The sequence below is a fragment of the Marinobacterium sedimentorum genome (assembly GCF_024267675.1).
Lineage (GTDB): Bacteria > Pseudomonadota > Gammaproteobacteria > Pseudomonadales > Balneatricaceae > Marinobacterium_A > Marinobacterium_A sedimentorum.
The window spans coordinates 126,862-139,947 of sequence record NZ_JALDYX010000002.1 but is presented as its reverse complement, the minus strand read 5'-3'; the positions used below and the strand labels follow the sequence as shown (position 1 = coordinate 139,947).

12 protein-coding genes are annotated in these 13,086 nt (G+C 60.8%); 2 read left to right on the top strand and 10 right to left on the bottom strand.

Features of this window, described 5'->3' with window-relative positions:
- Positions 1–24: 24 nt before the first annotated feature.
- The 8 genes from MRS74_RS03025 to maiA form a co-directional block, all read right to left on the bottom strand.
- Entirely contained in the window at positions 25–615 is a 591-nt protein-coding gene (locus MRS74_RS03025) for an NADPH-dependent FMN reductase (protein ID WP_254578791.1), read from the bottom strand.
- A 293-nt stretch (positions 616–908) separates the two neighbouring features.
- Positions 909–2,183: a TRAP transporter large permease gene (locus MRS74_RS03020; RefSeq protein WP_254578790.1), complete on the bottom strand. Its 1,275-nt coding sequence runs from the start codon at positions 2,181–2,183 to the stop codon at positions 909–911.
- A complete protein-coding gene (locus MRS74_RS03015) occupies positions 2,180–2,683 on the bottom strand; it encodes a TRAP transporter small permease (protein WP_254578789.1) in 504 nt (167 codons plus the stop codon). The genes MRS74_RS03020 and MRS74_RS03015 overlap by 4 nt, the downstream gene beginning before the upstream one ends.
- Before the next feature lie 44 nt (positions 2,684–2,727).
- Entirely contained in the window at positions 2,728–3,708 is a 981-nt protein-coding gene (locus tag MRS74_RS03010; RefSeq protein WP_254578788.1) for a TRAP transporter substrate-binding protein, read from the bottom strand.
- Between the two features lie 143 nt (positions 3,709–3,851).
- Positions 3,852–4,553: a fumarylacetoacetate hydrolase family protein gene (locus MRS74_RS03005; protein WP_254578787.1), complete on the bottom strand. Its 702-nt coding sequence runs from the start codon at positions 4,551–4,553 to the stop codon at positions 3,852–3,854.
- 40 nt (positions 4,554–4,593) lie between these two features.
- Positions 4,594–5,625, bottom strand: coding sequence for a cupin domain-containing protein (locus MRS74_RS03000; RefSeq protein WP_254578786.1), 1,032 nt, complete (start codon positions 5,623–5,625; stop codon positions 4,594–4,596).
- Positions 5,626–5,655: 30 nt separating this feature from the next.
- Positions 5,656–6,867 (bottom strand): 3-hydroxybenzoate 6-monooxygenase, encoded by a 1,212-nt coding sequence (locus MRS74_RS02995; RefSeq protein WP_254578785.1) that lies wholly within the window; start codon positions 6,865–6,867, stop codon positions 5,656–5,658.
- A gap of 40 nt (positions 6,868–6,907) precedes the next feature.
- Positions 6,908–7,549: a maleylacetoacetate isomerase gene (maiA, locus tag MRS74_RS02990; RefSeq protein ID WP_254578784.1), complete on the bottom strand. Its 642-nt coding sequence runs from the start codon at positions 7,547–7,549 to the stop codon at positions 6,908–6,910.
- Positions 7,550–7,733: 184 nt separating this feature from the next.
- On the opposite strand from maiA, the gene MRS74_RS02985 reads away from it, so the two are divergent.
- Positions 7,734–8,651 carry a LysR family transcriptional regulator gene (locus tag MRS74_RS02985; protein ID WP_254578783.1) on the top strand — a complete coding sequence of 306 codons (918 nt, stop codon included), beginning with the start codon at positions 7,734–7,736 and terminating at the stop codon, positions 8,649–8,651.
- A gap of 232 nt (positions 8,652–8,883) precedes the next feature.
- Here MRS74_RS02985 and iolB read toward each other — a convergent pair whose 3' ends face one another.
- Together iolB and MRS74_RS02975 are read right to left on the bottom strand one after the other, a co-directional pair.
- Positions 8,884–9,690 (bottom strand): 5-deoxy-glucuronate isomerase, encoded by an 807-nt coding sequence (gene iolB, locus MRS74_RS02980; RefSeq protein WP_254578782.1) that lies wholly within the window; start codon positions 9,688–9,690, stop codon positions 8,884–8,886.
- 59 nt (positions 9,691–9,749) lie between these two features.
- Positions 9,750–10,592, bottom strand: coding sequence for a MurR/RpiR family transcriptional regulator (locus tag MRS74_RS02975; protein ID WP_254578781.1), 843 nt, complete (start codon positions 10,590–10,592; stop codon positions 9,750–9,752).
- A 551-nt stretch (positions 10,593–11,143) separates the two neighbouring features.
- On the opposite strand from MRS74_RS02975, the gene MRS74_RS02970 reads away from it, so the two are divergent.
- On the top strand, positions 11,144–13,078 hold the full coding sequence (locus MRS74_RS02970) for a bifunctional 5-dehydro-2-deoxygluconokinase/5-dehydro-2-deoxyphosphogluconate aldolase (RefSeq protein ID WP_254578780.1): 1,935 nt from the start codon (positions 11,144–11,146) through the stop codon (positions 13,076–13,078).
- Positions 13,079–13,086: the final 8 nt, after the last annotated feature.

Below are 13,086 nucleotides of genomic sequence, written 5' to 3'. Positions count from 1 at the left end.
CCGCCTGCCCAATCCAACTCCCCCTCAGGCCTCCTCCCGCTCGCGCAGTATCGCCTCCAGGCTGATTTTCGGACACACGGCATGATTAATGTAATCGATCAGGTTGCTGGCTGAGCGCCGGATGTACTTCTCGGTGGCGGCATCCAGGCAGTTGCCTTCGGCATCGAAGACCTGCTGGATCTTGGCAATGGAGACCGCCAGCGGCAGTGGCATGGCACCGACATGGGCGCAGATGGCGCGCAGCTGTTCAGTGGACTTGATGGCGCCGATTGCACCGGCGGCCACACCCAGGATGGACACCGGTTTGTCGCCGAGCACGCTGGGAAAGCCGAGATTGTCGATGGCCAGTTTCATCGGGCTGCTGATGCCGCCATGGTATTCGGGGGATGCCAGCAGCACGCCGGTGGCGCCCCCCACGGTCTGCTGGAACTGCTTGATGGCGGCGGCATTTTTTGGCGACAGGCCCGGCAGCGGCAGGTCCAGGGATTCAAGCCGGATCGACGTTACCTCGACCCCGGGCGTTTTCTTCAGCTCGTCGATGGCCAGCTCCAGCGCCATGGCGGTGTAGTTGCCGGGCCTTACGCTGCCGCAAATCGTTACTATCCGGATGCTCATATCAATCTCCCTTGCCATTATCGGTGCCTTTATCAGGCTGCTTTCAGCTGGGCGCTGCTGCGCGACACGGGCGCCGCAGCCAGGATTGAAAAGCTTAGCAGCTGGTCAATCAGCCGCAGTACCGGCCAGCGAATAAAGGGCCCGCAGGGGCGAGACAGGGACTGTCGAGCCAACGCCAGAAGAGCTTCGCCGCGAGACGCGTCCTACGGGGCTCGCAGGCTTATCGCCGACAGGCGAATACAAAAAAAGCCCCGCAGGCAAAAGGTGCCGGCAGGGCTCGAAAAGGAATACCGTCAGCCGGCCATCAGGCTCGGCAGCCAGAGGGAAATGGCCGGGAAGAGCGCGATGATCAGCATGCAGGCGAACATCGACAGCAGGAAAGGCACCATGGCGCGGAACAGCGCCCCCATTGGCAGGTTGGCCGCGGTCATGGCGATGTAGAGGCCGGGCCCGACCGGTGGTGTCACCAGCCCCACCAGGGTCGCCAGGCTGATCATGACGCCAAAGTGGATGGGGTCGATGCCAAAGGACAGCGCCGCCGGCAGGATAATGGGCACTATGACGATCATCACGCTGATGCTCTCGAGGAACATGCCCAGCACAATCACCAGCACATACACCAGCATCAGGAAGAGGATGGGCGAGGTGGTAATGCCGCTGATCCATTCCACCAGCATATCCGGCACGGCTTCAAACGACAGCGCCCAGCCAAAGACCGAGGCGGTGGCAATCAGGCCGGTGATGGTGGCGGTGTTCAGCGCCACCGAAGCGAAGATGGCGCCCAGGTCCTTGATGCGAATCGCCTTGTAGGCCCCGGCGCCGATCGCGAACGCCATGATGGAGGCTACGGCGCCGGCTTCGGTGGGGGTCATGACACCGGCAATGATGCAGACGATCACCACCAGCGGTATGGTGGCCGGCAGCAGACCGGCAAGCAGATCCTTGCGCACACGGCTGCTCGGGTGACGCTCGCCGCTGGGCAGGCCCTTGACCAGACCGGTGATAAAGATCACCAGCGCAAAGCCCGCCACGATCAGCAGCCCCGGCAGAATGCCGGCGATAAAGAGCGCCGAAATGGGCTGATAGGCCACCACGCCGTAGATGATCATCAGCATGGACGGCGGAATAATGGGCCCCAGCAGGCCCCCGGCCATAGTCACGGCGGCGGAAAATTCCTTGTTGTAGCCCTTTTCCACCATGGCCGGGATCATCAGCCGGCTCATGACGGCGATCTGCGCGGTGGCCGATCCCAGAATGGAGGCCGCCATGGCATTGGTCAGCAGGTTGACGTAGGCCAGCCCGCCCGTGAAACCGCCGACGAACACATCGGCGGCATTCATCAGCCGTGTGGTCAGGCCGCCGCGGTTCATCAGCTCACCCACCAGCATGAACAGCGGGATGGCCAGCAGACCGTTCTGGTTCAGCGACCCATACAGCTGGATCGGCAGCGATGTCATCAGTACCGCGAGGTCAGCCTGCAGCAGGAACACCAGGGTGCCCAGCAGCAGGGTGATAAAGATCGGCAGGCCAGCCAGCAGGCTGATAAAAAACACAGCGGACGTCATCATGCGGCAGCCTCCTTTAATACGGGCCTGGTAGCAGGGCACGAAAGCCGGACCAGCTGGTGCCAGCTCATGCAGTAGAATGCCGCCACCAGCACGCCGTAGTTGTACCAGCGCGGCAAGCCGGTGGTGGGGGATACATCGGCCTTGATTTCCGGGCGCAGGATCCAGTCGGTGGCGTAATAACAGAACACCAGCAGGGTGACCAGCACGACCAGGTTCAGCAGGCGCTCCATCCACAGCGCCGCCGCCCCTGTCAGTCCCGCCAGCAGCAGGTCCACCCGCACCAGCTGATTGGCATGGAGCAGATAGCTGACACCGATAAAGGTGGCCGAGATGAGGATTTGCACCGCCACTTCCTCGGCCCAGAACAGCGGACTGCTGAAGAAGTAGCGCAGCACCACCTGGGCCGACAGAATCAGCGTCAGGCTGGCGGTCAGGCCGATCAGCAGCGCGTATTCAATCTGCCCGATGAGCCGGTCGAACCTTGTTATTAAACCAGACATAAGCACCTCGCCTGGCAGAGGCGCACCCCTGCCCTGTTTATTGTTTACCGCGTCTGCTCATAAAAGCGTTTGATGGCAGGGTTACCCGCGGTGTAGCTGTCGACGATGCGCTGGGCCACCGGCGCCAGCTGTGCGCGGTCAAATTCAGTGACGGTGACACCCTCGGCCTTCAGCCGTTCCAGGTTGCTGACCTCGGCTTGCGCCTGCTGCTTGAAGCCCCAGGCTTCGGCTTCGTGGAAGGCCTTCAGGACCTGGTTCTGCTTGTCTTCACCCAGCTTGTTCCACCAGACTTCAGATGCCACCACCACGCCCGGGAAGGCCATGTGGTTAGTCAGGGTCAGGTAGGGCGCCTGCTGGTACATCTTCAGGCCAACGACGATATCCAGGTCCACATCCACGGCATCGAGCAGGTTGGTGGTCAGGGCCGGTGATACATCGCTGATGGCCAGCGCCGTGGGCGCGGCACCCAGCTGGCTCCACCAGTCATTGAACAGCTTGTTGGGGAAGGCGCGGATCTTCTTGTTGGCGAAGTCGTCCAGGCTACTGATCGGCTTGGACGAAATGACATGGCGCATGCCCGCCAGGGTATACCCCAGGCCCACCAGCTTGTGCTGTTTCAGGTCGGCCAGCATCTGCTGGGCCGCGGGCGTCTGCGTGGCCTCGGCGGCATCGGTCACGTTGTCGAAGGCAAAGGGCAGGAACCAGCCGTTGAGCTCGTCAGCGCGGTTGGAAAGACTGCCGGCCGTGAGTATGGCCAGCTGCATGCCACCGCTTTGCAACAGATCGATCATCTGGTCATCGCCGCCAAGCTTGGACAGCGGGAATATCATCAGCGAATCCTTGCCACCGGAATCGGCTTTAAGGTTGTCGTTAAAGCGTTCGGCCACCTGGTGCCAGATATGGCTTGGCGGCGTCACATGGCCCAGGCGCATGCGCTCTGCACTGGCCGACAGACTCAAGGCCAGGGCGGCAGTGGCAACGGCAGGGATGGCGACACAGCTAACAAGCTTTTTGATGTTAATCATGGGGATGAGCTCCACTTTTATAGTTATTGCATGCCTGGCCGGCAGATACCGGCGCAGGCAAACCCTGCCCGTTGGCCGCCCAGACGATGGGCGCCATTAGGTTTAAAGAGACGTCAGGGGTTGGCGTTAAATCAGTGCCAGCTTTACTTCTTGATCGTCAGCTCGATATCGCCGACCTTTGCCACGGAACCTGTGATCCTGTCGCCGGCCACGACCGCGCCGACGCCATCGGGCGTGCCGGTGAAGATCAGATCGCCGGGCTGCAGGTGATAGAACTTCGACAGGTGGGCGATGATTTCGGGCACATTCCAGATCAGCTTGTCGACATCGGACTGCTGCTTCACGTCACCGTTGACGGCCAGTTCGATCTTGCCGGACTCGATAATGCCGGTGACTTCCTTGGGCACGATGGCGCTCATGATGGCGGACTCTTCGAAGTCCTTGCCCAGATCCCAGGGGCGGTTGGTGCTGCGCGCCTTGAGCTGCAGATCGCGGCGGGTCATGTCCAGACCGCTGGCATAGCCGAAGATGATGTCGTTGGCATCGCTCTCGGGCACTTCGAAGCCTTCCTTGCCGATCGCCACCACCAGTTCCATTTCGTAATGGTAGTTGCCGGTTTGCGGCGGATAGGCGATTTCACTGCCGGACGGCAGCAGGCTGCTCGGGTGCTTGGTGAAGTAGAAAGGTTCCTGCTCGGACTTGTCGACGCTCACACCCATTTCAGCGGCGTGGGCATGGTAGTTGCGGCCCACGCAGAAGATGCGGTGTACCGGAAAGAGTGCATCGGTGCCTGCCACTGTAGCCAGGGGCTGTTTTTTGGCCGGGAATAAGAGCTGTTCAGACATTATCCTGTTCTCCTGAAAATGGTCGTCAATAGGGGGCTAATCAATAAATACCGAGGTACTGATGCAGCGGGCCTTCGTCCGCGGTGATCATGAACGCCGGCTGATCGGGTGAGCGGTTGCTCAGGGTGATCTCGGTGTAGCCGGGGGCGGACAGGGTGTCCTTTTCCACCCAGCTCAGGCCATCTGCGCCATCAACGCTCATGGCGCCCTCGCCTTCCACCACATGAAACACGCAGGCGGTGGTGCGTTTGGGCAGGCGGATGCTCTCGCCCGGGCGCAGCATCAGGGCACCGAAGCCAATGCTCGGGAACAGGCTGGCGCCGGTTTCGGGGTTCACATAGCTGATCCGCAGCAGGCCCTCGCTGTAATGGCTGGCCATTTCCACCAGGCAGGCGCGGGTCTTGTCCCAGGGATAGCGCAGCTGCGGCGAGTCCTGGGCGGCACGTTCAAAATTGATGTTCGGCACCACGCCTGCGGCGCTGTACTCGGCAAAGGACTTGTCCTGCGCACGGTTATCCTGCTGCGGTGTACCCTCGATGGCCCAGGAGCCTTCGAGCTGATACATCAGCGGCAGATCCAGCACATCCAGCCACATGATGGGGCCATCGCCCTCGTGCTGATGCTCATGCCATTTGCCGGACGGCGTCAGGATCAGGTCGCCCCGCTCCATGCGGCAAACTTCGCCGTCCACGGTGGTCGAGGCACCTTCACCTTCGATGATGATGCGCACCGCATTGGGGGTGTGGCGATGATTGGGCGCCGACTCACCCGGCAATATCAGCTGTATGCCCAGATAGATGCTGGGGGTGGCCTGCATGTTGGTCAGGCCGTGACCCGGATTGGCCAGCACCAGTACGCGTCGCTCGGCCTTTTCCATGGGGGTCAGTTCGCCAGCCTGCAGCAGCAGCGGACGCACGCTGGCATAATCCCAGCGCAGGGCCTGGGTCTTGCGGCTCGGCACATGGGGCGGCAGTACGGCGCGCATGTTGGGCCACAGCGGCACCAGATTGTGCGCCGTCAGCTCATCACGGTAGCTTTGCGGCAGATCTTCCAAAGTTCCAAGTGCTTGCATCGGTATTCTCCTCCTTAATAAGGTGCGCGCTTACTTCTCGCCCGGCTGCTTCAGGCAGTTGGCGACATTCCAGCTATAGAGCCACTCGACCGAATCGTAGAAGCGTTCCTGCGAGCGACCCGCCCACAGCTGGTTACGCACCAGACGTTCAACGCCCTTGGCGTGATAGAGCCGGCCCATTTCACGGGCGGACCAGAGCACCCGCGCGGTACGGGGAATACGGATGGTCTCGTACAGACGGAAGGCCTTCTCCAGATCGTTGTCGCAGGCCCGGATCGCCTCGCCCAGGGTCACCGCATCTTCCAGCGCCATGCAGGCGCCCTGGGCAAGATACTGGGTCATGGGATGCGCGGCGTCGCCCAGAATGGTGGCGCGACCCTGGCCCCAGCTGCCTACCGGATCACGGTCGGCGGTGGCCCAGCGCATCCAGGACTTAGGCTTGTCGAGCATCTGGTGCGGGCGGGCATGAATAGCCTCGAAGTAGGACAGCACTTCTTCCTTGCTGCCTTCGCGCACGCCCCATTCTTCCTGTTCGTTACTGTGGAAGGTCACCACCAGGTTGTACTGCTGGCCGCCGCGCAGCGGGTAATGCACCAGGTGGCAGCGCGGTCCGGCCCACAACATGGGCGCATTCACGCGCAGATCTTCCGGCATGTCTTCAACGTCAACCACGGCGCGATAAACGACATGGCCGGTCACCTTGGCCTTATCGCCCACCAGCTGTTGACGCACCACGGACTTGACGCCGTCGCAGCCCAGCAAGGCGTCACCTTCGAAGCGGTTGCCCTTGCTATCGATCACGACCACAGCGTCGTCCTTGATCTCCATGTTTTCGATCTTGGTGGAGGTGTGGAAACTGATCAGCGGGTGTTTTTCCACCGCTTCCAGAATCGACAGATGGATGTCGGCGCGGTGAATAACGCCATAGGGGTTGCCAAAACGCTGGCGGAACGGCTCGCCTACATCCACCCGACCGACTTCGGAAGCATCAATGGCATCCATCATGATCAGATGGTCGGTGAACACCGAACGGCTGCGGGCCGCCTCACCCACACCCAGGGCATCGAGTGCCGCATAGGCATTGGGGCCCAGCTGAATACCGGCGCCGATTTCGCCGATGGTATCGGCCTGTTCAAGCAGCTGAACACTGATACCCTGCCGGGTCAGCGCCAGGGCCGCAGCGAGGCCACCGATACCACCACCGACGACAATAACGTTTTGCTGTGGCTTGTTGTTATTCATACTCATACTCCGTAAATGGGATTCACGATTACAGGCTCGATCAGCGCTGATAATCCGGCTGTGCGCTCGGCGCCGCCTGCTCAAAGGCACTCTGGCGCTGACAGTGCTCGTATACCGCCATGACCCGCGGATAGGCGGCCATGTCAAAGCCCATGCGCAGCACATTGGCCACCTGGGGCACCAGGCAGACATCGGCCAGGGTCGGTGTCTGGCCAAAGCAGTAAGGCGCCTTGCCGTTGCGCTGCAGCAGGGTTTCCAGCGCATTGAAGCCTTCGCGGGCCCAGTGCCCATACCAGGCGTCTTTCTGGGTATCGGTCAGGCCCAGTTCGTTTTTCAGGTAACCCAGCACCCGCAGGTTGTTCAGCGGATGCATGTCGCAGGCAATGCCATTGGCGACTTCCAGTACCCGGGCGCGCAGCTCGGGTTCCACGGGAATCAGGCGGGGTTGCGGGAAACGGGCATCCAGATAGTCGATGATGGCCATGGACTGGCTCAGCGTGGTGCCGTTATCGTCGACCAGCAGCGGCACGCCCCTGGACGGATTCAGCGCCGCATAATCGGCAAAACGCTGCTCGCCCACACGGATATTGACGCCGTGATAAGTGTAGTGAACGTCCTTGAGCGCCAGCGCGATTCGCACGCGGTAGGACGTCGAGCTGTTAAAGAAACTGTATAGCTGCATCGAACCAACCTCTTGTTTTAGCGGTACCGGCCCGTCGACGACTGAAGCCTCAGCCTAAGCTGTCAACGACCCCCGGTGAGCGATGTCGTTGTGATGACCCTGTGTACGAACGATTATTCACCAGACAACTCATATTGAATAATGATATGTTGCGATACATCCATATGATTTAGGGTATACCACGATGGACTGGACCCGCCGTCTTAGGCTCAACCACCTGCACCTGCTGATCAGCCTGCACGAAACCGGCAGCCTGAGTGACGCGGCCCGGGCGTCGCACAGCACCCAGCCGGGGCTGTCGAAATGGCTCAGGGAACTGGAAGAGGATGTCGGCGGACCGCTGTTCGAGCGTCATGCGCGGGGGCTCACAGCCACGCCCATGGGCTTGCTGCTGATCGGCCATGCCAGGCGCATGGTGACCGAAATGTCCCGCGCCCAGCACAACCTGGAAGCCCTGCAGGAAGGCAGCTCGCGCACCTTCGCGGTGGGCACCTCACCGGCCTCGGCCCCCAGCTTTGTACCGGCCGCCATCATGAAATTTCTTGAACGGCACCCCAAGGCACGCATGGAACTGCAGGAAAGCACCATGAACGATCTGCTGGAAAAGCTGCAGCTGGGCAAGCTGGATCTGGTGGTCGGACGGCTGGACAACTACCAGCCGCAGCCAAACCTGTGCAGCGAACGGCTCTATGACGAGCCGCTGCGCATCATGGCCCGCCCCGACCATCCGCTGGCCAAGCGCCGCGACCTTGGCTGGGACGATGTCTACGCCTACGACTGGATAGTCTGGCCCCGGGGTACACCCATTCGCAGCAGGCTGGAAGTGGCACTGACCCGCGCAGGCCTCAAGCCGCCGCCCTACCGGGTGGAGTCCTCCTCCCAGGTGGGCAACCTCTGGCTGCTGCAGTACAGCGACATGCTGGCGGTGGGATCGGAACGGGTGGCGCGGCATTTTACCGGTCGCGGCCTGGTGGTGCCGCTGGATATAAAGATAGATACAGTGGAGGGCTTTGTCGGCATGTGCTGGCGCGACGAGGCCAGCGAGGACAGCGCCATTAACGATCTACTGGAATGCTTTCGCAGCTCAAAGACAATTAACTGATGGCAAGGCGAGGCCCGCAGCCATGACAGCATCCTCGATCTGCTGCAGTGCTTTCGCAGCCCCAGGCCTGGAATGAGCCTGCGAATGCCGGGATGCGTTCGAGCAGGCAGTCCAGGTACAGCGTTCACGTTGATGGGAGCACATAAAACAGCATTTGAAAAACGCCGCGGCCAGCCGGGTGGACAGAGCCACAGCCGGCTGGCCGCATTGATTAACCAGACAACGCGCCTGATCAGTCCTTCTTTATCATCCATTCGTGATCGGGATCATTGTGGAAGATCCAGGTGCGCTCGGGACCTGCCATCACATTAAGGTAATAGAGGTCGTAACCGTGGGCCGCACCCACCGGATGATAACCTTCTGGCACCATTACAACATTGTGGTCTTCCACCGCCATGGTTTCGTCCAGGCTGCGATCATCGGTATAGACGCGCTGAAAGGCAAAGCCCTGGGGCGGATTGATGCGGTGGTAGTAGGTTTCTTCCAGCCGGGTTTCCGCCGGTGCCGCGTCGCGATCATGCTTGTGCGGCGGATAGCTGGACCAGTTCCCGCCCGGGGTGAAGACTTCGCACACCAGCAGGTGTTCTGCCGCCATATTGCCAAACAGGATATTGCACACATGACGCTGATTGGTGCCCTCGCCTCGCATCTCGTAGCGGGTATCGGCCGGGGTAATCAGGCGGGCGCCAAACTCGCCCTTGGCGGGTGCCTTGCACAGCGCCAGTTCCAGTGCTGTAGTCGCAGTAACGCGAAAACGATCCGAAGGTGGCACATAAACGCTGTAGGGTGCCTTCTGCTCAAATACGCTCATGCGCTCGCCAAGCCCTGCCCAGCTTTCCTGCTCAGTGGCAATATCCGCCAGACCACTGACCAGCACCAGGCAGACCTCCTGATCGCCGGTAGCCTGCTCCAGCACCTGGCCGGGCTGCAACTGGTAGACCTCAAATCCGACATAGTCCCAGCCTGCGGAAGCGGGAGTAATGCGCTGAATACAGCCCTGGTCATCGGGCGTTGTCGGGCGGGACAGGAGCTTGGACATGAATTTCACCTTCTTTAGGGTTAAGAGTTCAATGGGTGCCAACCAGCCCCGCCCGGCATTCAGCCGGCCACACGCTGCTTGTCGACCCGGTACGCCAGGCTGATGGACAATGCCTGGGCCAGACAAAGGGTGGAGCCCAGGGCGCGGAAGCCATGCACTTCGGCATCTCGCACCACAAAGCAGACCGAGGCCAGCGCCGCCAGCGGGCTGAGCTGGCTGTCGGTAATCAGAATCAGCGGCACACCGCGCTCGACCGCAGCCTTGGCCACGTCCTGGGTTTCCGGTGCATAGGGATGGAAGCTGGTAGCAATGATCGCATCGCGCTCGCCAATGGCGCCGCCCTGCTCGGCATACATGCCCCCCACACCGTCAATCAGATAGGCGCGACGGTCAATATGGCGCAGCGCATAGGCAAAATAGGTCGCCACCACGAAAGCACGACGCACCCCCACCACATGGGTGGCTTCGGCAGCGGCCAGAATATCCACCGCCCGCTCCAGGTCTTCCTCCCTGATGCTCTCGCGCAGCTGCTCCAGCGCCACGGCGCTGGCGCCGGCAAACTGCGACAGCAGCTGCAGCGGCGTATCACGGCTGTCATCCCCCAGCTCTTCGCGCGCGATGCGGATGCGCTCGGTATAGCTGGGGGATTCCTGAATCAGCTTTTGCTGGAACAGGCGCTGCATTTCGCTAAAGCCGCTATAGCCAAAGGCATTGGCAAAGCGCACCAGGGTCGAGGGATGCACACTGGCATCCTTGGCAATCACCGCCACTGTGCCAAAGGCTATGGCATTGGGGTTGTCCATCACGTACTGCGCCACCTGGCGCAGGCGCTTGCTCAGCACCGAGTGCTGCTCGGCGATGGCTACCTTCAGATCGGCCAGCGTTTGGGGTACTGCATTCATGGTTCGGCGTCCCTCTAGTGTTCAGGGTTCCTTATAACCCCCGCGCCACCGAATTGGAATGAAATTTCCAAAAATGAAGTAGCCTTGGCCATTTCACCCCAAAGGGGGCGGCATTCAGGCCCGTGCGATAAGCAAACCATAAGGAATTTATGTTCCCATATCAATATTTACAGAATATTTATTCCATAATAGTCTCAGCAGTGCGCTCGCCTACACAGAAACGCTCCCCTTAAAGAGCCAGATACCGCAGCCTGGCCGCCAGCGCGCCCTAGCCACTGTGGCGCTGAGGTTATTTCACAGGCCGAAATAAAAAATATTTTCCATTTTGTTGCTGTTATGGAATTTTTGTTCTATTCTCGAACCAGACACTCACTACTGACAGCTCACAGAGCCCGTGGGAGTACCGCACAACGTGCCCGATGACCGCCACTAGAGCCCTATAGTCGGTCATACTGGATAGCGAGCTGCGGCAACAGATTTGGAATCATTAGTTTCAAATTACGACAATAAGCACAGTCGCCGTGGGACGCACGGCCCAGGAGCATCACCCTATGAGCAACTTCAGCGCCAGCAGCGCAGACCGGCCACTGGATGTCATCTGTCTTGGCAGAGCCGCGGTGGACCTGTACGGCGAACAGATTGGCAGCCGCCTGGAAGACATGTCCGGCTTTGCCAAATACCTGGGCGGCTCATCGGCCAACATCGCCTTTGGTACCGCACGCCTGGGTCTCAAATCCGCCATGCTGACCCGGGTGGGTGATGAACACATGGGGCGCTTTGTGCGCGAAGAACTGGCCCGCGCCGGTGTTGATGTCAGCCATGTGAAGACAGACGCCGAGCGTCATACTGGCCTGGTGATTCTGGGTATCAAGGATCAGGAAACCTTCCCGCTGATCTTTTACCGTCGTGATTGCGCCGACATGGCGATCAGCAAGGATGACTTCTCGCCCGAGTTCATCGCCTCCAGCCGCGCCCTGCTGATTACCGGCACGCACTTTTCCACCGAGCAGACCTACGCTGCCAGCAAGGCGGCCATGGAGCACGCCCGTGCCGCCGGAACCAAAGTCATTCTGGATATCGACTATCGTCCGGTGCTCTGGGGTCTCACGGGTATAGGTGAAGGCGAAAACCGCTTCGTCTCCGATGACAGCGTCAGCGCCCACCTGCAAACCGTGCTGCCCTACTGCAACCTGATCGTGGGTACCGAGGAAGAAGTACATATCGCCGGTGGCAGCACCGACACCATCAGTGCGCTGAAGAAAATCCGCGAACTGAGCGATGCCACCATAGTGCTCAAGCTCGGCGCCCTGGGCTGCACCGTGCTGGAAGGCGCCATCCCCGACAGTATGGACAGCTTTGATGTCTTCACCGGCGTGCGCGTTGAAGTCCTTAACGTGCTGGGTGCCGGCGATGCCTTCCTGTCCGGCTTCCTGCGCGGCTGGCTGCGGGATGAAAGCCCCGAGCGCTGCTGCGCCTACGCCAACGCCTGCGGGGCACTGGTGGTGTCGCGTCACGGCTGTGCACCGGCAATCCCCAGTGGCGAAGAGCTGGACTATTACCTGCAGCACGCCCACGAAATTCCGCGTCCTGATCAGGATACCGAACTCAACTACCTGCACCGCGTGACCACCCGCAGCAATGGCGAATGGAACGAGATCTGCGGTCTGGCCTTTGACCACCGCAAGCAGCTGTTCGACATGGCCAAGGCCACGGGTGCGGATCCCGCACGCATCAAGACCCTCAAGCGCCTGCTGGTCAAGGCCACCGAGCGTGGCGCAGCAACCGCCGGCCTCAACGGCAATGTCGGCGTGCTGATCGACGATACCTACGGCCAGGATGCGCTTAACGATGTCACCGGCCAGGGCTGGTGGATTGGCCGACCGGTCGAACTGCCCTCGTCCCTGCCGATTGAACTCGAAGGCGGTCGCTCCATTGGCTCCCGCCTGCGCGAATGGCCCCGCGAACACGTGGTGAAATGCCTGATCTTTTACCATCCGGACCACGCCATCGAGACCCGTCTGGCCCAGGAACGTCAGGCCATGGAGCTGTACAAGGCCTGCTGCGCCTCAGGCCATGAACTGCTGCTGGAACTGATTCCGCCCAGGGACATGCCGCAGGACGACAGCACCCTGGTGCGCTCCATCGCCCGTTTCTACAACCTGGGTATCCGCCCCGACTGGTGGAAACTGCCGTCGCCAAGCCGCGCGGCCTGGGCACAGATCAGTGATCTGATCAAGACCCGTGCTCCCCACTGCCGTGGCGTGGTACTGCTGGGCCTGGATGCACCGGTTGCCGAGATCCGCGAAGGCTTCAATAACACAACCGGCTTTGATATCTGCAAGGGCTTCACCATTGGCCGCACCCTCTGGGCCAAAGAGAGCCGCCAGTGGCTGGCGGGTGATCTCGATGATGAAGGCCTGATCAACAGCGTCAGCAACAACTACCTGCAACTGATTCAGTACTGGCGCGAACGCACCGCCAGCTAAGTCGGAGA

Excerpts from the sequence above, each read along its gene's own strand:
- MRS74_RS03025 (WP_254578791.1), bottom strand. The coding sequence starts at position 615 with ATGAGCATCCGGATAGTAACGATTTGCGGCAGCGTAAGGCCCGGCAAC.
- MRS74_RS03020 (WP_254578790.1), bottom strand. The coding sequence starts at position 2,183 with ATGATGACGTCCGCTGTGTTTTTTATCAGCCTGCTGGCTGGCCTGCCG.
- MRS74_RS03015 (WP_254578789.1), bottom strand. The coding sequence starts at position 2,683 with ATGTCTGGTTTAATAACAAGGTTCGACCGGCTCATCGGGCAGATTGAA.
- MRS74_RS03010 (WP_254578788.1), bottom strand. The coding sequence starts at position 3,708 with ATGATTAACATCAAAAAGCTTGTTAGCTGTGTCGCCATCCCTGCCGTT.
- MRS74_RS03005 (WP_254578787.1), bottom strand. The coding sequence starts at position 4,553 with ATGTCTGAACAGCTCTTATTCCCGGCCAAAAAACAGCCCCTGGCTACA.
- MRS74_RS03000 (WP_254578786.1), bottom strand. The coding sequence starts at position 5,625 with ATGCAAGCACTTGGAACTTTGGAAGATCTGCCGCAAAGCTACCGTGAT.
- MRS74_RS02995 (WP_254578785.1), bottom strand. The coding sequence starts at position 6,867 with ATGAATAACAACAAGCCACAGCAAAACGTTATTGTCGTCGGTGGTGGT.
- maiA (WP_254578784.1), bottom strand. The coding sequence starts at position 7,549 with ATGCAGCTATACAGTTTCTTTAACAGCTCGACGTCCTACCGCGTGCGA.
- MRS74_RS02985 (WP_254578783.1), top strand. The coding sequence starts at position 7,734 with ATGGACTGGACCCGCCGTCTTAGGCTCAACCACCTGCACCTGCTGATC.
- iolB (WP_254578782.1), bottom strand. The coding sequence starts at position 9,690 with ATGTCCAAGCTCCTGTCCCGCCCGACAACGCCCGATGACCAGGGCTGT.
- MRS74_RS02975 (WP_254578781.1), bottom strand. The coding sequence starts at position 10,592 with ATGAATGCAGTACCCCAAACGCTGGCCGATCTGAAGGTAGCCATCGCC.
- MRS74_RS02970 (WP_254578780.1), top strand. The coding sequence starts at position 11,144 with ATGAGCAACTTCAGCGCCAGCAGCGCAGACCGGCCACTGGATGTCATC.